The sequence below is a fragment of the Mesorhizobium sp. M0047 genome, assembly GCF_040323315.1.
Classification (GTDB): domain Bacteria; phylum Pseudomonadota; class Alphaproteobacteria; order Rhizobiales; family Rhizobiaceae; genus Mesorhizobium.
In genome coordinates, this window is the sequence record NZ_JAMYUW010000067.1 from 1 (window position 1) to 20,931 (window position 20,931).

The window sequence follows — 20,931 nt, forward strand, 5'->3', positions numbered from 1 at the left end:
CCGACCATCGTGCCGTCGACGGTGCGCTGGGTGCCGAATTGCTGGTCGCGTTCAAGCGATTGATCGAGAACCCGATGGGCATGCTTGTCTAGGAAGGGAGAGGTCTTCACGGCCTTTTCGCCTCATGATTGGCTGTTCGTGCGCTGGGGGTTGAGACGCGGTTTGATTAACGCACAGGTGGGCGCATGAAGACGGTTCTTTGCTACGGCGACTCGCTGACCTGGGGCTACAACGCCGAAGGTGGCCGCCACCCGCTTGAAGACCGCTGGCCAAGCGTGCTGCAGGCGGGGCTCGGCGGTGCCGCCGAAGTCGTTGCCGAAGGGCTCAATGGCCGCACCACGGCTTTCGACGATCATCTGGCCGGTGCCGATCGCAACGGCGCCAGGCTGCTGCCAACGGTTCTGACAACGCATGCGCCGATTGATCTCATCGTCTTCATGCTCGGCGCCAACGACATGAAACCATGGATCCATGGCAACCCGGTAGCGGCCAAGCAAGGCATCCAGCGGCTGATCGACATCGTGCGCGGCCACGACTATCCGTTCGACTGGCCGGCGCCGCAGATTCTGATCGTTTCGCCGCCTGTGGTCAGCCGCACCGACAATGCCGAATTCAAGGAAATGTTTGCCGGCGGTGACGACGCTTCGACCCGGCTGGCGCCGCTCTACGCTGCCCTTGCCGATGAGGCTGGTTGCGGCTTCTTCGACGCTGGCACCGTGGCGCAAACCACCCCGCTCGACGGCGTCCACCTGGACGCAGAAAACACGCGGAATATCGGCAAGGCGCTGACGCCACTCGTGCGCGTCATGCTGGAACTGTGAATCAAGGAGAAAATCCGTGGCTGAGAATTACGACGTCATTATTATCGGCTCCGGCCCCGGCGGCTATGTCACGGCGGTGCGTTCCGCCCAGCTCGGTTTCAAGACGGCGATCATCGAGCGCGAGCATCTCGGCGGCATCTGCCTCAATTGGGGCTGCATACCGACCAAGGCGCTGCTGCGCTCGGCCGAGATCATGCATTATTCGGATCATTTCAAGGACTATGGTCTGAAACTTGACGGCAAGGTCAGCGTCGACACGTCGGCCGTGGTCGACCGATCGAGAAAAGTCTCGCTGCGGCTCAATGGCGGCGTTGCCTTCCTGATGAAGAAGAACAAGGTCGACGTCATCTGGGGCGAGGCCAAGCTGTCCAAGGCTCCTTCCGGCGATAAATTGGGTGAGATCGTCGTATCCAAGACGGCCAAGAAGCCGATGGAGCCGCAGCCGCCGGTGCCGAAGGGCGTCAAGGCTGAGGGCACCTATGGCGCCAAGCACATCATCCTGGCCACCGGCGCCCGGCCACGTGCGCTGCCCGGCATCGAGCCCGACGGCAAGCTGATCTGGACCTATTTTGAGGCCATGGTGCCGAAGGAGATGCCGAAGTCGCTGCTGGTCATGGGCTCCGGCGCCATCGGCATTGAATTCGCCTCGTTCTACCGCACCATGGGTGCCGATGTGACAGTCGTCGAACTGTTGCCTGCAGTGATGCCGGTCGAGGACGCCGAAGTCTCGAAATTCGCGCAAAAGCAGTTCGAGAAGCAAGGCATGAAGATCATCCTAGAAGCCAAGGTGACCAAGGTCGAGAAGGGCGCCAACTCGGTCACCGCCCATGTCGAGATGAAGGACGGCAAGGTCGAGAAGATCACCGCCGACCGCATGATCTCGGCGGTCGGAGTGCAGGGGAACATCGAGAATCTCGGCCTTGAGGCGCTCGGCGTAAAGACCGAGCGCGGCTGCATCGTCATCGATGGTTACGGCAACACCAATGTGCCCGGCATCTACGCCATCGGCGATGTCGCTGGCCCGCCGATGCTTGCTCACAAGGCCGAGCACGAGGGCGTGGTGTGCGTTGAAAAGATAGCCAATTTCCCTGGCGTGCATGCCACCGACAAGCTCAAGATTCCAGGCTGCACCTATTGCAATCCGCAGGTCGCCTCCGTCGGCCTGACGGAAGCGAAGGCCAAGGCAGAGGGCAAGGACATCCGGGTTGGGCGCTTTCAGTTCGCCGCCAATGGCAAGGCCATCGCGCTCGGCGAGGACCAGGGCTTCATCAAGACCATTTTCGACAAGAAGACCGGTCAGTTGCTTGGTGCGCATATGGTCGGCGCCGAAGTGACCGAGCTGATCCAGGGCTTTGTCGTGGCGATGAACCTCGAAACGACCGAAGAAGAGTTGATGCACACCATCTTCCCCCACCCGACGCTGTCGGAAATGATGAAGGAAAGCGTGCTCGACGCCTATGGTCGCGTGCTGAACGCATGATAGATTGGCTGCACGAGACTCAATCGCTCAAGCTGCGGGATCTCGACGGCAAAGCAGTTCGTTTCCGGATGCATTTTCACTCGTGCAAGGAGAGGACATATGGACGTGAATGGCGTGGGCTGGATCGCAGCCATCATCATCGGCGGACTGGCGGGTTGGTTTGCCGAGATGGTCATGAAGAGCAACACCGGCATCTTCATGAACATTATTTTGGGCATCGTCGGCGCGATCGTACTGAACGCCATTCTGCAGGCACTCAATCTCGGTCCGTTCGGCGTCGGCTGGACTGCCTACCTGATCACCGGCTTTATCGGTGCCTGCCTGCTGATCTGGGCAGGGCGCCTGGTCCGCCGTTAACACCGCTGAATATCTGCTATGCGAAAAAGGCTGTTGCGGCATGCACCGCCGCGGCCTTTTTCTTTGGGCTGAAAAGTCTTAGATGACGTCATGACAGCGAGCGCCTGACAGGCGATCGCGAACGAACCAGGTTTCCCGATGGTCACTGTCCTCGATACGATTGCCAACGCTCCGCGCTTGCGGCATCCGGAAAAGGCGCACAAGCCGGACCAGGACGTGCTGCGCAAGCCGGACTGGATCCGCGTCAAGGCGCCGATGTCGAAGGGCTATGCCGAAACGCGCGAAATCGTGAAGTCGAACAAGCTGGTGACAGTCTGCGAAGAAGCCGGCTGCCCCAACATCGGCGAGTGCTGGGAGAAGAAGCACGCCACCTTCATGATCATGGGCGAGATCTGCACGCGCGCCTGTGCCTTCTGCAACGTCGCCACCGGAATTCCGACAGCACTCGATCCCGATGAGCCGGCCCGCGTCGCGCACGCCGTCAAGCAGATGGGGCTGACGCATGTCGTGATCACCTCGGTCGACCGTGACGATCTCGCCGATGGCGGTGCGCGGCATTTCGCCGAGGTCATCCGCGCCATCAGGGCCGCGACGCCGTCGACGACGATCGAAATCCTGACGCCCGACTTCCTGCGCAAGGATGGCGCGCTGGAGATCGTCGTGGCGGCCAAGCCCGACGTCTTCAACCACAATCTCGAAACCGTGCCGTCGAACTACCTGACGGTTCGTCCGGGCGCCCGCTACTTCCATTCGATCAGGCTGTTGCAGCGGGTCAAGGAACTCGACCCGTCGATCTTCACCAAGTCCGGCATCATGGTGGGTCTCGGCGAGGAGCGGAACGAAATCCTGCAACTGATGGACGATCTGCGTTCGGCCAATGTCGACTTCATGACCATTGGCCAGTATCTGCAGCCGTCGAAGAAGCATCATCCGGTGATCCGCTTCGTCACGCCGGAGGAGTTCAAATCGTTCGAGACGATCGGCCGGACCAAGGGTTTCCTGCTGGTGGCGTCAAGCCCGCTGACGCGCTCGTCGCATCATGCCGGCGACGATTTCGCCCGGCTGCGCGCCGCCCGGGAAGCGGCTCTCAGGAAATCGCTTTAGTGCATGTCGCCCAAAGTGACCTCGTTTTGGGAGAACGACATGCACATGCATAAGAACAAAGTATCTAAAGCGCGTCGCATGAATCTGCGTCGCCGCGACACGCTTTAGAGCCGGTTTCATGCCGAAGTTTGAAGCCACCCGCCGCGTATCCCACACGCCGGACCAGATGTTCGCGCTGGTCGCCGACGTAGAATCCTATCCGCAATTCCTGCCGCTTTGCGAGGCGCTGACCGTTCGCTCGCGCAAGGAGCGCGACGGGCGCACGGTTCTCCTCGCCGACATGACCATCGGCTACAAGGCGATCCGCGAAACCTTCACGACGCAGGTGCTGTTGAAGCCCGACGAGAACACCATCGACGTGAAATACATAGACGGCCCGTTCAAATATCTGACCAATATCTGGCGTTTCGAGCCCGACGGCGGCGCCGGCTGCACGGTCCGCTTCTTCATCGACTACGAGTTCAAGAGCCGCATTCTGGGCGCGGTTATGGGCACGATGTTCGACCGCGCCTTCCGCATGTTCTCCGAAGCTTTCGAGAAGCGTGCCGACGTCATTTACGGTGTAGCACCCTCGGCCTGACCAAGCGCGCGCAGACCCAGCTCCAACGCGTGCCGGACCGTTTCGCGGCGGATGAAATCGCGACCTTTGTCGGCAAATATCTTGCGTTCGACGGTCACGGCCTGACCGCCCAGCCCGACACAGAACCAGACCAGGCCGACCGGTTTTTCCGTGGAACCGCCGCCAGGCCCGGCAATGCCGGTGACCGCCAGAGCAAGCCCGGCGCGCGAACGGGCTAGCGCGCCTTTCGCCATTTCAATCGCCGTCTCGCGCGAAACCGCGCCGTACGTCTCAAGCGTGGTGGCGGAGACGCCGAGCATGTCGATCTTGGCTTCGTTGGAATAGGTGATGAAGCCGCGCTCGACGACGGCGGAGGAGCCGGCGATGTTGGTCAACGCGGCGATGATCATGCCGCCGGTGCAGCTTTCCGCCGTTGCCAGCATTATGCCGCGCTTTTGGCAGGCTTGCAGCAAGGCATTTGCCAGCTCGCTGCTGCTCATTCCGGCACCTCGCCGGGAAACACCACGCTGGCGGTTGCGATCGCCGCTATGCCTTCCTCGCGCCCGACAAAGCCGAGCTTCTCGTTGGTTGTCGCCTTGATCGAGATGCGGTCCGGTGAAATTGCCAGCATCTGCGACAGGGCTGCGGTCATCGCATCACGATGCGGACCGACACGCGGCGCCTCGCAGATCAGCGTGATATCGGCATTGGCGATGCGTCCGCCGCGCTCGCGCACCAGCCTTGCCGCGTGCTCGACGAATATCCGGGACGCAGCGCCTTTCCACTGCGGGTCGGTCGGCGGAAAATGCGTGCCGATGTCGCCGGCGCCGCAGGTCGCCAGCAGCGCATCGGTCAACGCGTGCAGGCCGACATCGGCGTCGGAATGGCCGGACAATTTCTTGTCGTGCGCAATGGCGACGCCGCACAGAGTGACATGGTCGCCGGGTTCGAACGCATGCACGTCGTAACCATTGCCGGTACGGATGTCGGGAAAGCGCACGCGTTCGCCGGAGAGCCGCTGGTCCGCCATCGCAATATCCCTTGCCCAGGTGAGTTTGACGTTATCAGGGGAGCCTGGAACGATATTGACCGGAATATTCGCCCATTCGGCGATCGCGGCGTCGTCGGTGAAATCCATTTTTCGCAGATGATGGGCTTTCTCGTGCGCAGCAAGTATCGGCCAGAATGGAAAGCCCTGCGGCGTTTGCGCCGTGTGAAGTCCGCTGCGGGAAACGGTTTCGCCAACCACGCCAGAGGCCGACTCACGCTTCAGCGTGTCGGCAACGGGCAGGGCAGGCAACGCCCCCTCGCGCTCGCCAATGGCAGCGATCGTGCGATCGATCAGGTCCGCGTCGACGAATGGACGGACGGCATCGTGGATCAGGACCCGCCCCGGCGCGTGGCTTCTCAGCGCAAGCAGCCCCAGCCGGACCGATGCCTGCCTTGTCGCCCCGCCCATGACGAGGATGACCCGTTCGGCGTTGGCACCCGCCGCCTCCCGGAACAACTCGTGATCGTCGGCATGGATGGCGACGACGACCTCGCTGGTTCGCGGGTGGGACAGAAAAATTTCCAGCGTGTGTGCGATGACGGCATAGCCGCCAATATGTTGATATTGCTTCGGCCCATTGGCCTGTCCGGCGCGCGCGCCGCGGCCGGCCGCAACGATCACCACGGCGACCTTGCCATCCTCACTTGAAACGCGATTTTCACTTGCGTCAGTCATGCCGACTGGTCCTAGCGCACGATCCCGAAAAGTGTAATCGGTTTTAGGAAAGATGGCGCGCTAAGTATGAAGTTCCCAAGCGTGCCATTGCCCGTGCTGAGGGACGCACGGCGCCTTGGTCGCCAGCCAAAGCCGAAGCCCGGCATTTTCCCAATTGCGCCTTAATGTGGCGTCATTCCGCGTTGCACTTTGCTGTAGTTCTGGCTAGAGAATGTGCAACGAATGAACATGCTTGGTTTTTGTGCATGGTTAACTTGACCAAATTGGCAGCGTCGCTTGACGTTGGCGGCGTGAGAATCCGCAATCGCGTGTTTCTCGCGCCAATGTCGGGGATATCAGACGAGCCGTTCCGGCAACGCGCCCACGCGCATGGCGCCGGCCTGGTCGTGTCCGAAATGGTGGCCAGCGGCGAGTTGGCCAAGAGCAGGGCCGGTTTCAACCTGCGCATACGCCACTCCGGCCTGCCGGTCCATATGGTCCAGCTTGCCGGCCGCGAGGCGGCGCACATGGCCGAAGGTGCGAGAATCGCTGCCGGTGAGGGCGCCGACATCATCGACATCAACATGGGCTGCCCGGCCAAGAAGGTCACCGGCGGTTATGCCGGCTCGGCATTGATGTTGGATCTCGACCATGCGCTGTCGCTGATCGACGCCGTTGTGGGCGCGGTCGACGTGCCGGTGACGGTAAAGATGCGGCTCGGCTGGGACGAAGGCGCGCTCAACGCGCCGATGCTGGCGCGTCGCGCCGAACAGGCCGGCGTCAAGATGGTGACCGTGCATGGCCGCACGCGCTGCCAATTCTATCAAGGCAAGGCCGATTGGCGCGCCATCGCCCGCGTCAAGGAAGCCGTGTCCATTCCTGTCGTTGCCAATGGCGATGTCTGCTCCCCGGCGGAAGCTGCCGACATTCTCGATCAATCCGGCGCTGACGCCGTCATGGTTGGCCGCGCGCACTATGGCGCGCCCTGGATCGCAGGCGGCATTGCTGCGGCCGCACGGAACGAGACTGTGCCCGGCATGCCCGACAATCGGCAAGCTTTGGCCGCTTACATCGTCTCCCATTACGAGGACATGCTGGCGCTCTATGGCCTCGAGAGCGGCCTGCGCCAGGCGCGCAAGCATCTTGGATGGTATCTTGATCGTCATGCCAACGGTGTCGCTGACGACGACAGCCGAAAAGCTATTTTGACCGCATTGGAGCCCGCGCGCGTCATTGCCTTGCTGCGCGATGTGTTTTCGCGCGATCCGCAACCCCTGAACCTGCGGAGCGCCGCATGAATGCCGCCGCTGCCCAAAGCGCTGAAATGGCGGATGCCGCCCAGATCGTGCTCAACACCATCCGTCGCCCGGTGATCATGATCAGCGAGGAAGGGTTCATCACCTTCGCCAACGCCGACGCGGAAGACTTCTTTCGCTCCAGCGCAACCATGCTGGCGCGCAACACACTGTCTAAACTCATTCCATTCGGCAGCCCGCTGCTGACGCTGGTCGATCAGGTGCGCGAGCGCCGGGCTCCCGTCAACGAGTACCGGGTCGACGTGTCGTCGCCGCGCCTCGGAATCGAGAAGGTCGTCGATCTCTACGTCGCGCCGGTGTCGGAATATCCTGGCTCCGTCGTGGTGATGTTCCAGGAACGGTCGATGGCCGACAAGATCGACCGGCAGATGACGCATCGCGGCGCGGCCCGCTCGGTCACCGGCCTGGCGGCGATGCTTGCCCATGAGATCAAGAACCCGCTTTCCGGCATCCGCGGCGCTGCCCAGTTGCTCGAACTGTCGGCTTCCGACGAGGATCGCGCGCTCACGCGGCTGATCACCGACGAGACCGACCGCATCGTGTCGCTGGTCGATCGCATGGAAGTGTTTTCCGATGAGCGGCCGATCGATCGCTATCCCGTCAACATCCATGTCGTGCTCGATCATGTGAAGGCAATTGCCAAGAACGGTTTTGCCAAGAGAATCAAGATAATGGAGGATTACGATCCTTCATTGCCTCCGGTGTTTGCCAACCGTGACCAACTCATCCAGGTGTTCCTCAACCTGGTCAAGAATGCTGCTGAGGCGATCGGCAGCGATCCTCAGGGCGAGATCGTGCTGTCGACCGCCTTCCGGCCGGGCATCCGCGTTTCCGTTCCGGGCACGCAGGACCGCGTATCGCTGCCGCTGGAATTCTGCGTGCGCGACAATGGCTCCGGCGTCTCGGAAGATATTTTGCCGATCCTGTTCGACCCGTTCATCACCACCAAGCCGAACGGCTCGGGGTTGGGGCTGGCGCTGGTCGCCAAGATCGTCGGCGAGCATGGCGGCATCATCGAATGCGAATCGACGCCGCGCGGGACCACATTCCGCATCCTGATGCCAGCTTGGAAAGAAACGTCATACGGCGCCGATGAAGACGGTGAAGGAGACCGCAAATGACCGTTCGCGGCAATATTCTCGTCGCCGACGACGATGCGGCGATCCGCACCGTCCTCAACCAGGCGCTTTCACGCGTCGGTCACGAGGTGCGCGTCACCTCCAACGCCTCGACATTATGGCGCTGGGTGGCGGCTGGCGAAGGCGATCTGGTCATCACCGATGTGGTGATGCCGGACGAAAACGCGTTCGACATGTTGCCGCGCATCAAGAAGGCGCGGCCGGAACTGCCGGTTATCGTCATGAGCGCCCAGAACACCTTCATGACGGCGATCCGCGCATCCGAAACCGGCGCCTATGAATATCTGCCGAAGCCGTTCGACCTGACCGAACTGCTCAACATCGTCAACCGGGCGCTTTCCGAGCCGCGGCGGCCGAAGATCGATGCGCGGCCGGAAGAACAGCCAGACGCCATGCCGCTGGTCGGCCGCTCGGCCGCCATGCAGGACATCTACCGCATGCTGGCGCGCATGATGCAGACCGACCTGACGGTGATGATTTCGGGCGAGTCCGGTACCGGCAAGGAACTGGTGGCGCGCGCGCTGCATGAATATGGCCGCCGTCGCGGCGGCCCATTCGTTGCCATCAACATGGCGGCGATCCCGCGCGATCTGATCGAATCGGAACTGTTCGGTCACGAGAAGGGCGCCTTCACCGGCGCGCAGAACCGCTCCACCGGTCGCTTCGAGCAGGCCGAAGGCGGCACGCTGTTTCTCGACGAGATCGGCGACATGCCGATGGAAGCACAGACGCGCCTGCTGCGCGTCCTGCAGCAGGGCGAATACACGACGGTTGGCGGACGCACACCGATCAAGACCGACGTGCGCATCGTTGCCGCCACCAACAAGGATCTGCGCACGCTGATCAACCAGGGGCTCTTCCGCGAGGATCTCTTCTATCGCCTCAACGTTGTGCCGCTCCGGTTGCCGGCGCTGCGCGAGCGCTCCGAGGATGTGCCGGATCTTGTCCGCCACTTCTTCAAGCTCGGCGAGATGGAAGGTCTGCAGACCAAGCGCATCTCCTCGGGCGGCATCGAACTGATGAAGCGCTATCCCTGGCCTGGCAATGTGCGCGAACTGGAAAACCTCGTTCGCAGGCTCGCCGCGCTCTATTCGCAGGACGAGATTTCCGCTGAGATCATTGAGGCCGAGCTCAAGACCGGCGAACGTCCGGTGGTACCGGGCGGCGGCAACCTCATTCCCGACGACCTGTCGATCGGCCAGGCGGCCGAGCATTTCCTGCAGCGCTATTTCGCCTCCTTTGCCGGCGATTTGCCACCCGCCGGCCTCTACCAGCGCATTCTGGCCGAGGTCGAGTACCCGCTGGTCCTGGCCTCTATGACGGCCACCCGCGGCAATCAGATCAAGGCCGCCGAATTGCTGGGCTTGAACCGCAACACGCTGCGCAAGAAGATCCGCGAGCTCGGCGTCAACGTCTACAAATCGTCGCGGCAGGGCTGAGCCCATCCGAGCCCCGCTCTCTTTTCAGGGGACCGGCTCGCGAAAGATTTCCGTCTCGGTCACACTTGTTGCATAATCGCCACAATGCGTTGCATACATCCGACGCAATCATGGCTCTAGACGGCGACATGGCTTCGCAGGCACCGAAAAAAAAACAACAGCTGTTCAGCGAACCCGGCACGCGTGACGGTCGCCGGCTGCTGGCATTGCCCGGCGTCGTCGCGGTCGTCGGCGCGCTGGTGACGGCGGCGATCTCGTTCACCATCCTCGTCGGCGCCACGCCGATCACGCCGAACGAATCGACGACGCTGGCGCTGATTGCCCTCAACGCCGCTTTCGTCCTGTTCCTCATTGCGCTGGTTGGGCGTGAAGTCCACCGCATCCTGATGGCGCGCCGGCATGGCAAGGCCGCCTCGCGGCTGCATGTGCGCATCGTCGCCATGTTTGCTCTGGTCGCCGCCATTCCCGCCATCATGGTTGCCATCATCGCATCGATCACGCTCGATATCGGCCTCGACCGCTGGTTCGAGATCCGCACCAAGACGATCGTCAATTCGTCGCTGTCGATCGCCGACGCCTATGTCCAGGAGAATGCCCGCAACCTGCAGGGGACGACGCTGTCGATGGCCTATGATCTCGACTCGTCGCGCTCGCTCTACGGTCTCGATCGCACGGGTTTTCTCGATCTGATGAACAAGGAAGCAGTGGGCCGGTCGCTGGCCCATGCGGCGCTGATCAAGCCCGACGGCTCGTTCGTCATGAGCGCCAAGACCGATACGGATTTCGCCATGCCCGAGCCGCCGGAAGGCGCCGTGGCCAGCGCTTCCGACGGCAAACCGGTGCTGATCGAACCGAAAACGCGCAACATCATGGGCGCCATCGTCAAGCTGCGCGAGATCGAAGGGCTCTATCTCTACACCATTCGTCTCGTCGATCCGGAAGTGATCAAGGCGCGGCAGATCGTCAGGTCCAACACCGACGAATATCGTGGGCTGGAAGACAACCGCCGCACCTCGCAGGTGGCCTTTGCGCTGCCCTATCTGTCGCTGACGTTGATCATCATCCTGTCCGCCATCTGGACCGGTATCGCTGTCGCCGACCGTCTGGTGCGCCCCATTCGCCAGCTTATCGGAGCCGCCGACGAGGTGGCGACCGGCAATCTCGATGTCGCGGTTCCGGTCAGGCCATCGGATGGCGATGTCGCCTCGCTCGGCGATACGTTCAACAAGATGCTGCTCGAATTGAAATCGCAGCGCAACGAGATCCTGTCCGCAAAGGACCTGATCGACGAGCGCCGCCGCTTCTCGGAAGCGGTGCTTGCCGGCGTCACCGCTGGCGTCATTGGCGTCGATCCCTATGGCATCGTCACCATCGTCAACCGCTCGGCCGAGGCGATGCTGGCCATTTCAGCCAGCGCCGCCCTTGGGCAGAACCTGTCCTCCGTGCTGCCGCATGTCGGCCGCGTCTTCGAGATCGGCCGCAAGTCCGGCAAGCCTGTCTACCGCGAGCAGGTGACCTTCTACCGCGCCGGCGCCGAACGGACCTTCAACGTGCAGATCACCATCGAAGCCGGCGACGACGGCTCGGAGGAAAAATCCTATGTCGTGACGGTCGACGACATCACCGACCTGGTTCAGGCGCAGCGTTCCTCCGCCTGGGCCGATGTGGCACGGCGCATCGCACACGAGATCAAGAATCCGCTGACGCCGATCCAGCTCTCGGCCGAGCGCATCAAGCGCCGCTACGGCAAGGTGATTACCGAGGACCGCGAGGTTTTCGACCAGTGCACCGACACGATCATCCGTCAGGTTGAGGATATCGGCCGTATGGTCGACGAATTCTCGGCTTTCGCCCGCATGCCAAAGCCCGAGATGAAGGCTATCGACCTGCGCGAATCGTTGCGCGAGGCCTCGTTCCTGGTCGAGGTCAGCCGCGCCGACATCACTTTCGAGCGGGTATTCGGCACCGAGCCGCTCAAGGGCACCTTCGACAGCCGTCTGATGGCGCAGGCTTTCGGCAATGTGATCAAGAACGCCGCCGAGGCGATCGACGGATTGGAACAGACGGATGGTTCGCACGGCATAATCCGGATTCAAGCCGGGCGCCAGAATGGCGCGATTCGCATCGACGTCATCGACAATGGCAAAGGCCTGCCGCGCGAAAATCGCCAGCGGTTGCTCGAGCCCTATACGACGACGCGCGAGAAAGGCACCGGGCTTGGCCTCGCTATCGTCAAGAAGATCGTGGAGGACCATGGTGGCAGGCTGGAACTTCACGATGCGCCCCCAGATTTCCACGACGGACGCGGCGCGATGATCAGCATCATCCTGCCGCCTGCGGCTGCCGCGTCTCCGCGCGGCGATAGCAGGACTGAAAACGAACGAGAAACTGAAAAGGTCGGTAATGGCGTCTGATATTCTCATCGTCGATGACGAGGAAGACATCCGTGAACTCGTCGCGGGCATCCTGAGCGACGAAGGTCACGAAACCCGCACCGCATTCGATGCCGACAGCGCGCTGGCGGCGATCGCCGATCGGGCGCCGCGGCTGATTTTCCTCGACATCTGGCTGCAGGGCTCGCGCTTGGACGGGCTGGCACTGCTCGACGAGATCAAGACGATGCACCCGACCTTGCCGGTGGTGATGATCTCAGGCCACGGCAACATCGAAACGGCGGTCTCCGCCATCCGCCGCGGTGCCTATGATTTCATCGAAAAACCATTCAAGGCCGACAGGCTGATCCTGATTGCCGAGCGTGCGCTCGAGACCTCGAAACTGCGGCGAGAGGTTTCCGACCTCAAGCTGCGCAGTGGCGAAACCTTCGATCTGATCGGCATGTCGTCGGCGATGAGCCAACTGCGCCAGACTATAGAGCGCGTTGCCCCGACCAACAGCCGCGTGATGATCATCGGCCCGTCAGGCTCGGGCAAGGAACTAGCCGCGCGCGCCATCCACACGCTGTCGGCGCGTAAGGGCGCACCTTTCGTAACGCTGAGCGCCGCCAACATCACGCCCGAGCGCATGGAGATCGAGCTGTTCGGCACCGAATCGAACGGCGTCGAGCGCAAGGTCGGCGCGCTCGAGGAAGCCCATCGCGGCATCCTCTACATCGATGAAGTCGCCGACATGCCGCGCGAGACGCAGAACAAGATCCTGCGCGTGCTGGTGGAGCAGCAGTTCGAGCGGGTAGGGGGCACCAAGCGCGTCAAGGTCGATGTTCGCATCATCTCCTCGACCTCGCAGAATCTCGAAGCGATGATAGCCGACGGGCGTTTCCGCGAAGATCTCTATCACCGCCTGGCGGTGGTTCCGGTCATGGTGCCGGGACTGTCCGAGCGGCGCGAGGATATTCCCTATCTCGTCGACAATTTCATGAAGCAGATCGCGCGCCAGGCCGGCATCAAGCCGCGCCGTATTGGCGATGACGCGCTGGCGGTGCTTCAAGCGCATAACTGGCCTGGCAACGTCCGCCAGCTGCGCAACAATGTCGAGCGCCTCATGATCCTGGCGCGCGGCGACAACATCGATGCACCGATCACCGCGGACCTGTTGCCGGCCGAGATCGGCGATGTCATGCCGCGCACGCCGAATCAATCCGACCAGCACATCATGGCGCTGCCGCTGCGCGAGGCGCGTGAACAGTTCGAGAAGGACTATCTGATCGCCCAGATCAACCGGTTCGGCGGCAACATCTCGAAAACCGCCGAGTTCATCGGCATGGAGCGCTCCGCCCTGCACCGCAAGCTGAAGTCGCTGGGCGTCTGAACGCGACGTCCGGCCAGCCGCGCCTGGGCCAACCATTTGCCGGTTACGGCGGCGGCGGAATCGCATAAGAAAGCCCGAGAATTCCTGAGGGGTTGCCAATGCCGCGCATTGCCTATGTCAACGGCCGCTACGTCACTCACGCGGATGCTGCCGTGCATATCGAGGACCGCGGTTATCAGTTCGCCGACGGCGTCTATGAGGTCTGCGAGGTGGCGCGCGGCTTCATCGTCGACATGCCGCGCCATCTGGCCCGGCTGAACCGCTCCCTGACCGAATTGTCGATCGCCTGGCCGGTCACCTCTCACGTGCTGCCGCTGATCCTGCGCGAGGTGGTCAACCGCAACCATGTCGCCAACGGCCTGGTCTACGTCCAGGTGACGCGCGGCGTTGCCAGCCGCGACTTTGTCTTCCCGTCCGCCGACACCAAGCCGTCCCTGGTGGTCACCGCTAGGAAGGCCGATCCCGCCTCTGGTGCAAAACGCGCTGAAACCGGCATTGCGGTCATCACAGTGCCGGAGAACCGTTGGGACCGCGTCGACATCAAGAGCGTCGGGTTGCTGCCCAATGTATTGGCCAAGCAGAAGGCCAAGGAAGCCGGCGCCCAGGAAGCGTGGTTCGTCGACACCGACGGCAACGTCAAGGAAGGCGGCTCGTCCAATGCCTGGATCGTCACCCGGGATGGCGTCCTGGTTACCAGGCCGGCCGAGCATGGCATCCTGCGCGGCATCACCCGCACGACCATGTTTGAAGTGGCGGCCAAGCTCGGCGTGAAGATAGAGGAGCGCGGCTTTTCTGTCGCCGAGGCCAAGGCGGCACGCGAGGCGTTCATCAGCTCCGCAACGACAATCGCCATGCCGGTTGTGGCCATCGACGGCGATACAATCGCCAATGGGCACCCCGGCTCGATAACACTTTCGTTGCGACAAGCCTTTTTTGACATTGCGGAAAAAAGTCCAGCCTGATAACCGCACAGGTGGAATGAACATCAATTTATCTCGTTCTGCTTGTCGTTGCTGACGACAAGACGGTGTTTGTGAGCTTGACATGCGCCTGTTAATTTGGCGCATTGGCTTGCAAACCGAAGGGGATCGGCGAAAGACAAGAACAATGGCGGAACGATCGCAAAACCTTCAGGACCTGTTCCTGAATTCAGTTCGCAAGAGCAAGAATCCGCTCACCATCTTCCTCATCAACGGCGTGAAGCTGACCGGCGTGGTCACTTCGTTCGACAATTTCTGTGTCCTATTGCGCCGTGATGGTCACTCCCAGCTCGTCTACAAGCACGCCATTTCCACGATCATGCCGAGCCAGCCGGTTCAAATGTTCGATGGCGAGGAAAGCCAGGGCGCCTGATTGGCACGTGAGAAAGACGCGGACGATACCGTTCGCGGAAAACCAGCGCATCATCCAGGGACGGAAGCCGAGGGCCCGACCCGGGCCGTTGTCATTGTGCCCGTCCTTACCCGCCACCAGCGCAACGAGGACGAGACCAACCGTCCACGGCTGATGCGTTCGGCCGACGCTCGCCACGACGAGGCCGTAGGCCTTGCCCGCGCCATCGACCTTGATCTGATCCATACCGCGGTGGTGACCGTCAACGATCCGCGCCCCGCGACGTTGCTCGGCAGCGGCAAGGTCGCCGAATTCGCAGAAATCGTCAAAGAGGGACATGCGGAAGTGGTCGTCGTCGACCATCCGCTGACTCCGGTGCAGCAGCGCAATCTGGAGAAAGAGTTGAACGCCAAGGTGCTGGATCGGACCGGGCTGATCCTCGAGATATTCGGCGAGCGCGCGCGCACCAAGGAAGGCACGCTGCAGGTCGAGCTCGCCCATCTCAACTACCAGAAGGGTCGCCTTGTACGCAGCTGGACCCACCTCGAACGTCAGCGCGGCGGCGCCGGCTTCCTCGGCGGCCCCGGCGAAACGCAGATCGAATCCGACCGGCGGCAGCTGCAGGAAAAGATCATCAAGCTGAAGCAGGAGCTGGAAACGGTGCGCCGCACGCGCGACCTCCACCGCGCCAAGCGCAAGAAGGTGCCGTTCCCGGTGGTGGCGATCGTCGGCTATACCAACGCCGGGAAGTCGACGCTGTTCAATCGGCTGACCGGAGCAGACGTGCTGGCGCAGGACATGCTGTTCGCGACGCTCGATCCAACGCTTCGGCGTGTGCGCCTGCCGCACGGCACGCCGATCATTCTTTCGGACACGGTCGGCTTTATTTCGGACCTGCCAACGCATCTGATCGCGGCTTTCCGTGCCACCCTGGAAGAGGTCGTCGAGGCCGATCTCGTCATCCATCTGCGCGACATTTCCGATCCGGACACGGCGGCCCAGGCCGAGGATGTCGAGCGCATCCTCGCCGACCTCGGCGTCGACGCCGGTGATGCCAAGCGGATCATCGAGGTCTGGAACAAGATCGACCTGCTTGACGAGGGCAACCGCAGCCGGCTGCTTGCCGACAGCGCCGACGCCAGCAAAGCCCCGCCGATCGCCATTTCGGCGGTGACCGGCGAGGGTATCGACTCGCTGAAGGCGATCATCGAAACGCGGATGGCGGGCGAGCTCGAAGACCTGACGGTAACGATCGAGCCGGCGCAGTTCGGCCTTGTCGACTGGCTCTATCGCAATGGCGATATCGTTTCGCGAAGCGACAATGATGATGGCAGCGCCACCATCTCGCTCAGGGCCACGCAAAGCGCCCGCGAAGAGATCGAAAGCAAATTGCGTCGCAAAAATAACGGGTAAGGGAACCTACTTCGCGGTTTTTGCTTCCTGCCAGAGCGCTTCCATTTCGGGCAAGGTCGCCTTCTCCAGCGTGCTACCGGATTTCTCAAGGGCCTGTTCGACATAATGGAAGCGCGAGCGGAATTTTTCGTTGGTGCCGCTCAGCGCCGCTTCGGAATCGACCTTCAAGTGGCGACCGAGATTGACGACGGCAAACAGCATGTCGCCGAACTCGTCCTTGATCGAGGCCGTTTCGCCCTTGGCCAGCGCCTCGCGCAATTCGCCGATCTCTTCCTCGATCTTGTCGAGGATGGGGGCTGCCTCGCTCCAGTCGAAGCCGACGCGGGCGGCCTTCTCCTGAAGTTTCAGTGCCCGCGTCAGCGCGGGCAAGGCGACCGGCACGCTGTCCAGAAACCCCTTGCCGTTATCTTCCGGGTCGAGGCCGCGGGCGAGGCGGGCTTGTCGTTTCTCGGCCTTCTCCTCGGCCTTGATCTTTTCCCACATGCCCTTCGCCATGCCGGCGCTGCGGGCCTTTTCGTCCCCGAAGACGTGCGGGTGGCGGCGGATCATCTTGGTGGTGATTGCCTTGACCACATCGCCGAAGGCGAATTCACCCGCCTCTTCAGCCATTTGCGCGTGGTAGACGACCTGAAGCAGGAGGTCGCCGAGTTCGTCGCGCAGGTCATCGAGGTCGCCGCGCGCGATGGCGTCCGCCACCTCATAGGCCTCCTCGATCGTATAGGGGGCGATAGTCGAGAAATCCTGTTCGATGTCCCAGGGACACCCGGTCTTTGGGGCTCGCAGCGCCGCCATGATCTCGATCAGGCGCGAAATGTCTTTCGATGGCGTCATCTAGAGCTATTCCAGGAAAAGTGTGAAACGGTTTTCTGTCCGGAATTGCGTCAGTCTATCGAATGCTGTCCCGCGGCCGGCCGCGCGGCCAACGCTGTCAGCCGGCGCGGGAACCTTGTCCACAAGTGAGCCGCCTCAGTCGAGGACAGAGACGATCGCCTTGGCGAGTTCGTCCATTCCATCCTCGGGCAGGCCGGCAACATTGATGCGGCTGTCGCCGACCATGTAGATGCCGTGCTCGGAACGCAGTCGTTCGACCTGCGCTTCCGTGAGGCCAAGGCGGGAGAACATGCCGCGATGATTGGCGACGAAATCGAAACGGTCGGAATTGGACTGACGCCGCAGTGCCTCGGCGAACTGGACACGGAGTCTCAGCATGCGCAGGCGCATCTCTTCGAGTTCGGCCTCCCAGTCCGCACGCAAGGCGGCGTCTTCGAGCACGATGCGCACGGCGGCAGCACCGTGGTCCGGTGGCATCGAATACATGGCGCGCGCCGCCGACAGCATCTGGCTCATCGCCACATCGGCCTGGGCGCCGTCCCTGGCCAGGATCATCGCCGCGCCGACACGGTCGCGGTAGACGGCAAAATTCTTCGAGCAGCTCGAGGCGACGACCATTTCGGGAACTTTCGTGGCCAGCAGGCGCAAACCGAGGGCATCGGCCTCGAGGCCATCGCCAAAGCCCTGATAGGCGATGTCGACAAATGGCAGCAACTCGCACTCGACGACCAGCTCGGTTACGGCCGCCCACTGTGCCGCGTCCAGATTGGCGCCGGTCGGGTTGTGGCAGCAGCCGTGCAGCAACACCACGTCACCCTTTCTTGCCGTTCGCAACGCCGCCAGCATGTCGTCGAAGCGCACTGTGCCCGAGGCGGCATCGAAATAGGGGTATTCACGGATCTGCAGGCCGGCAGCACGCATCACCGGCATGTGGTTCGGCCAGGTCGGGTCCGACAGCCAGATGGTCGCGTCCGAGCGTGTCCGCTTGAGCAATTCCGCCGCCAGCCGCAGCGCGCCGGAGCCGCCGGGCGCCTGTGCCGCGCGGATGCGCGTCATGTCGGCGCCGGGGCCGAAGGCGAGCTTGGCCATTACCGTGTTGAAACCGATATCGCCGGCAAGGCCGAGATAGGTCTTGGTGTCCTGCCCCTGCAGCAGCCGCTTTTCGGCTTCGCGCACCGCCCGCATGACCGGCGTCTTGCCGTCGCGATCCTTGTAGACGCCGACACCGAGGTCGACCTTGTCGGGCCGCGGGTCGGCGCGATAAAGGCCGATCAGGGCCAGGATCTTGTCGGCGGGGGCGGGCTGCAGGGCTTCAAACATCGATACGGCTCCAATGGCCGGCGGATTGATACGCAAATCGGTTGCGTTTCGCCAGCGCTTTTCCCGCCGCTTCAGGCTGCACAAGCTTTCTGGGGCGAACGATGTCCTCAAGCCAACCCGGTAAAAAATTGGCGGGGCAGGGATTAAATTCCCCACATGCTCCGTAAACAGGACATGAAACCGTCGATGCCACGCTTTGACGTCTTAGGACAGCTCGGTTCGCTACGCCGTTACGCGCGCTCGCTGACGCGCGACAGCACGGATGCCGAGGATCTCGTCCACGACGCGCTGGTGCGTGCCTATGAGCGGCGCGGCACCTTCCGCTCCGGTGGAAACCTGCGCGCTTGGCTGCTGTCGATCGTCCACAACACTTTCATCGACAGAATGCGATCGCGCGGGTCGGAAGCCACGCGCCTCCAACAGGCCGGATATCTTGTCGATGGCAGCACGCCGGCGCCGCAGGAACATTCGGTGCGCCTGGCTCAAGTGCGCGAAGCCTTTTTCAGCCTGCCGGAAGAACAGCGCTCAGCGCTGCATCTTGTCGCCATCGAGGGGCTGTCCTACCAGCAGGCCGCCGATGCCAGCAGCGTGCCGCTGGGAACGTTGATGTCACGCATCGGCAGGGCGCGCGCCGCATTGCGCGAGATGGAGGCGGCGCCCGCGAAGACGAAGAACCACCTTAGGATCGTTGGAGGCCCGTCGTGACAGCAGCTGTCGATCCCGTGACCGATATCGACCTCGACGCCTATGTCGACGACCAGATCGACGTCACCCGCCGAATCGAGGTCGAGGCATTTCTGTCGGCCCGGCCGGAAGCAGCGGCGCGCGTGATGTCCGATCTCCGCACCCGCGATGAACTGCGCGTGGCGCTTGCCGGCCCCAAGGGCATGGCGCGACCAGCGACCGCCGATGCCGCGCGGCGGCTGGAGAGGGGGCTTGCCCGCGGCCGCATCTTCGGTGTGTTGCAGCGCGCGGCGGTGGTTGCCGTCTTCGCCGCCGCCGGCTGGCTGGCGAATGGCATCATCGGGCCGATGTCGGTGACCAAGGTCGTCGCCTCGCCACAGCCGCCTGCCTATGTCGATGAGGCGGTGCGGGCCCATAGAACGACGCTGGTGCGCGAAAGCATGCCGTCGCAGCCGGAAGCGCCCGATTACGACGCCGGCGAGATCCGTGCCGCGACCGCCATCGTCATGCCGTCGCTGCCAACGGACTGGAAAGTCCGCGACGTGCAGATCTACCCGTCGCGCTTTGGGCCGAGCGTCGAGATGGCGGTCGAGACGAAAGACATGGGGCTGGTGTCGCTATTCGCGATCAGGCCTGGAACCTTCGACGTCGTCAAGCCGACCATCGCGCCCTTGGGCGACATTTCGTCGGCCTACTTCCAGATCGGCGAGGTCGCCTATGCGGTGGTCGGACGAAGCGAGGTCCACGACCTCGATCGCGCCGCCGAGACGCTCGCCAACACGCTTTACTGATCGATCCACCCTTACCGACCGATCTAGAAAGGAGAATGCAAATGAACACGCCCAACCTGGGATACCGCGTCGGCACCGGCGCCCAAACCAGAGCCATTTTTGACGAGGGGCTGCGTCAGCATATGCTGCGCGTCTACAACTACATGGGCGTCGGCCTGGTGGTCACCGGCCTCGTTGCCTTGATGATCTCGTCGACGCCGGCGCTCTATGTGCCGATCTTCTCCAGCCCGCTGAAATGGGTGGTGATGCTGGCGCCGCTCGCCTTCGTCTTGCTGTTCTCGTTCAAGATGCAGACAATGTCGGCGGCCAGCGCCCAGGCGATGTTCTGGGCCTTCTGCGGGGTCATGGGCCTGTCGCTCGCCTCGGTATTCCTGGTCTTCACCGGAACCAGCATCGCGCGCACTTTTTTCATCGCCGCCACCATGTTCGGCGCCACCAGCCTCTACGGCTACACGACCAGGCGCGACCTCACCCAGTTCTCGTCGTTCCTGATCATGGGCCTGATCGGCGTGGTGATTGCCAGCATCGTCAACATTTTCCTCGGCTCGACCGCGCTGCAGTTCGCCATCTCGGTTATCGGCATCGCCGTGTTCATCGGCCTGACCGCCTGGGACACCCAGACGATCAAGGAGCAGTATGCCGAGAATTTCGACGGCGAATCGCGCCAGAAGCTGGCCGTCTTCGGCGCCTTGTCGCTCTATCTGAATTTCATCAACATATTCCAGCTGCTGTTGAATTTCACCGGCGAGCGCGAGTAACGCCGTTCCAGCGGGCCAGCCCGCTCAACCAGAAAGGGCAGGCCCCGCGTGCGGGGTGCTGAAATTACCATCCGGGGGCCGGCGAATAATTACAAAACCAGCGGTATGTTGCTCAAA

The 20,931-nt window shown here is 62.4% G+C and carries 21 protein-coding genes; 17 read left to right on the forward strand and 4 right to left on the reverse strand.

The window, feature by feature from the left end:
- The 6 genes from NKJ89_RS33955 to NKJ89_RS33980 all read left to right on the forward strand — a co-directional run.
- Positions 1–92, forward strand: a 92-nt coding sequence (locus NKJ89_RS33955) for a 2-oxo acid dehydrogenase subunit E2 (RefSeq protein WP_164895867.1), incomplete at its 5' end; no start/stop codon positions are given.
- Positions 93–185: 93 nt separating this feature from the next.
- Positions 186–821, forward strand: coding sequence for an SGNH/GDSL hydrolase family protein (locus NKJ89_RS33960; protein ID WP_352608808.1), 636 nt, complete (start codon positions 186–188; stop codon positions 819–821).
- Positions 822–837: 16 nt separating this feature from the next.
- Positions 838–2,301, forward strand: coding sequence for a dihydrolipoyl dehydrogenase (gene lpdA, locus NKJ89_RS33965; protein WP_352608809.1), 1,464 nt, complete (start codon positions 838–840; stop codon positions 2,299–2,301).
- A 99-nt stretch (positions 2,302–2,400) separates the two neighbouring features.
- Positions 2,401–2,658 carry a GlsB/YeaQ/YmgE family stress response membrane protein gene (locus NKJ89_RS33970; RefSeq protein ID WP_023757923.1) on the forward strand — a complete coding sequence of 86 codons (258 nt, stop codon included), beginning with the start codon at positions 2,401–2,403 and terminating at the stop codon, positions 2,656–2,658.
- A gap of 138 nt (positions 2,659–2,796) precedes the next feature.
- The gene (gene lipA / locus NKJ89_RS33975) at positions 2,797–3,762 is read left to right on the forward strand and encodes a lipoyl synthase (protein WP_023757922.1); all 966 of its coding nucleotides are present in this window, start codon (positions 2,797–2,799) and stop codon (positions 3,760–3,762) included.
- Between the two features lie 118 nt (positions 3,763–3,880).
- Positions 3,881–4,342, forward strand: a complete 462-nt coding sequence (locus NKJ89_RS33980; RefSeq protein ID WP_352608810.1) for a type II toxin-antitoxin system RatA family toxin — start codon at positions 3,881–3,883, stop codon at positions 4,340–4,342.
- Here the strand turns inward: NKJ89_RS33980 and NKJ89_RS33985 are convergent.
- Positions 4,318–4,821: a CinA family protein gene (locus tag NKJ89_RS33985; protein ID WP_352608811.1), complete on the reverse strand. Its 504-nt coding sequence runs from the start codon at positions 4,819–4,821 to the stop codon at positions 4,318–4,320. The two genes, NKJ89_RS33980 and NKJ89_RS33985, sit on opposite strands and share 25 nt — an antisense overlap.
- Positions 4,818–6,047 carry a bifunctional 2-C-methyl-D-erythritol 4-phosphate cytidylyltransferase/2-C-methyl-D-erythritol 2,4-cyclodiphosphate synthase gene (locus tag NKJ89_RS33990; protein ID WP_352608812.1) on the reverse strand — a complete coding sequence of 410 codons (1,230 nt, stop codon included), beginning with the start codon at positions 6,045–6,047 and terminating at the stop codon, positions 4,818–4,820. The genes NKJ89_RS33985 and NKJ89_RS33990 overlap by 4 nt, the downstream gene beginning before the upstream one ends.
- 245 nt (positions 6,048–6,292) lie before the next feature.
- On the opposite strand from NKJ89_RS33990, the gene dusB reads away from it, so the two are divergent.
- The 8 genes from dusB to hflX all read left to right on the forward strand — a co-directional run bounded on the left by dusB (position 6,293) and on the right by hflX (position 16,430).
- Positions 6,293–7,324, forward strand: coding sequence for a tRNA dihydrouridine synthase DusB (dusB, locus tag NKJ89_RS33995; RefSeq protein ID WP_352608813.1), 1,032 nt, complete (start codon positions 6,293–6,295; stop codon positions 7,322–7,324).
- Positions 7,321–8,463, forward strand: a complete 1,143-nt coding sequence (locus NKJ89_RS34000) for a two-component system sensor histidine kinase NtrB (RefSeq protein ID WP_023757917.1) — start codon at positions 7,321–7,323, stop codon at positions 8,461–8,463. Before dusB ends, NKJ89_RS34000 begins: the two co-directional genes overlap by 4 nt.
- A complete protein-coding gene (ntrC, locus tag NKJ89_RS34005) occupies positions 8,460–9,920 on the forward strand; it encodes a nitrogen regulation protein NR(I) (protein ID WP_023757916.1) in 1,461 nt (486 codons plus the stop codon). Before NKJ89_RS34000 ends, ntrC begins: the two co-directional genes overlap by 4 nt.
- Positions 9,921–10,048: 128 nt before the next feature.
- Positions 10,049–12,334: a sensor histidine kinase NtrY-like gene (locus NKJ89_RS34010; RefSeq protein ID WP_502898167.1), complete on the forward strand. Its 2,286-nt coding sequence runs from the start codon at positions 10,049–10,051 to the stop codon at positions 12,332–12,334.
- Positions 12,324–13,685 carry a nitrogen assimilation response regulator NtrX gene (ntrX, locus tag NKJ89_RS34015; RefSeq protein ID WP_352608815.1) on the forward strand — a complete coding sequence of 454 codons (1,362 nt, stop codon included), beginning with the start codon at positions 12,324–12,326 and terminating at the stop codon, positions 13,683–13,685. Before NKJ89_RS34010 ends, ntrX begins: the two co-directional genes overlap by 11 nt.
- A 98-nt stretch (positions 13,686–13,783) precedes the next feature.
- Positions 13,784–14,647, forward strand: coding sequence for a D-amino-acid transaminase (locus NKJ89_RS34020; protein WP_023757915.1), 864 nt, complete (start codon positions 13,784–13,786; stop codon positions 14,645–14,647).
- Positions 14,648–14,792: 145 nt separating this feature from the next.
- Complete coding sequence (hfq, locus tag NKJ89_RS34025; protein ID WP_006202172.1) at positions 14,793–15,038, forward strand: RNA chaperone Hfq; 246 nt, start codon at positions 14,793–14,795, stop codon at positions 15,036–15,038.
- Positions 15,039–16,430, forward strand: a complete 1,392-nt coding sequence (gene hflX, locus NKJ89_RS34030; RefSeq protein WP_352608816.1) for a GTPase HflX — start codon at positions 15,039–15,041, stop codon at positions 16,428–16,430.
- A 6-nt stretch (positions 16,431–16,436) separates the two neighbouring features.
- Here hflX and mazG read toward each other — a convergent pair whose 3' ends face one another.
- The gene (gene mazG, locus NKJ89_RS34035) at positions 16,437–17,261 is read right to left on the reverse strand and encodes a nucleoside triphosphate pyrophosphohydrolase (protein ID WP_352608817.1); all 825 of its coding nucleotides are present in this window, start codon (positions 17,259–17,261) and stop codon (positions 16,437–16,439) included.
- A gap of 135 nt (positions 17,262–17,396) precedes the next feature.
- Complete coding sequence (locus NKJ89_RS34040) at positions 17,397–18,581, reverse strand: amino acid aminotransferase (protein ID WP_352608818.1); 1,185 nt, start codon at positions 18,579–18,581, stop codon at positions 17,397–17,399.
- Positions 18,582–18,767: 186 nt separating this feature from the next.
- On the opposite strand from NKJ89_RS34040, the gene NKJ89_RS34045 reads away from it, so the two are divergent.
- The 3 genes from NKJ89_RS34045 to NKJ89_RS34055 are packed head-to-tail and all read left to right on the forward strand — an operon-like array spanning position 18,768 to position 20,814.
- Entirely contained in the window at positions 18,768–19,286 is a 519-nt protein-coding gene (locus NKJ89_RS34045; protein WP_352608819.1) for a sigma-70 family RNA polymerase sigma factor, read from the forward strand.
- A complete protein-coding gene (locus NKJ89_RS34050; RefSeq protein ID WP_352608820.1) occupies positions 19,283–20,056 on the forward strand; it encodes an anti-sigma factor family protein in 774 nt (257 codons plus the stop codon). The genes NKJ89_RS34045 and NKJ89_RS34050 overlap by 4 nt, the downstream gene beginning before the upstream one ends.
- A 41-nt stretch (positions 20,057–20,097) precedes the next feature.
- Complete coding sequence (locus NKJ89_RS34055; protein ID WP_352608821.1) at positions 20,098–20,814, forward strand: Bax inhibitor-1/YccA family protein; 717 nt, start codon at positions 20,098–20,100, stop codon at positions 20,812–20,814.
- Positions 20,815–20,931: the final 117 nt, after the last annotated feature.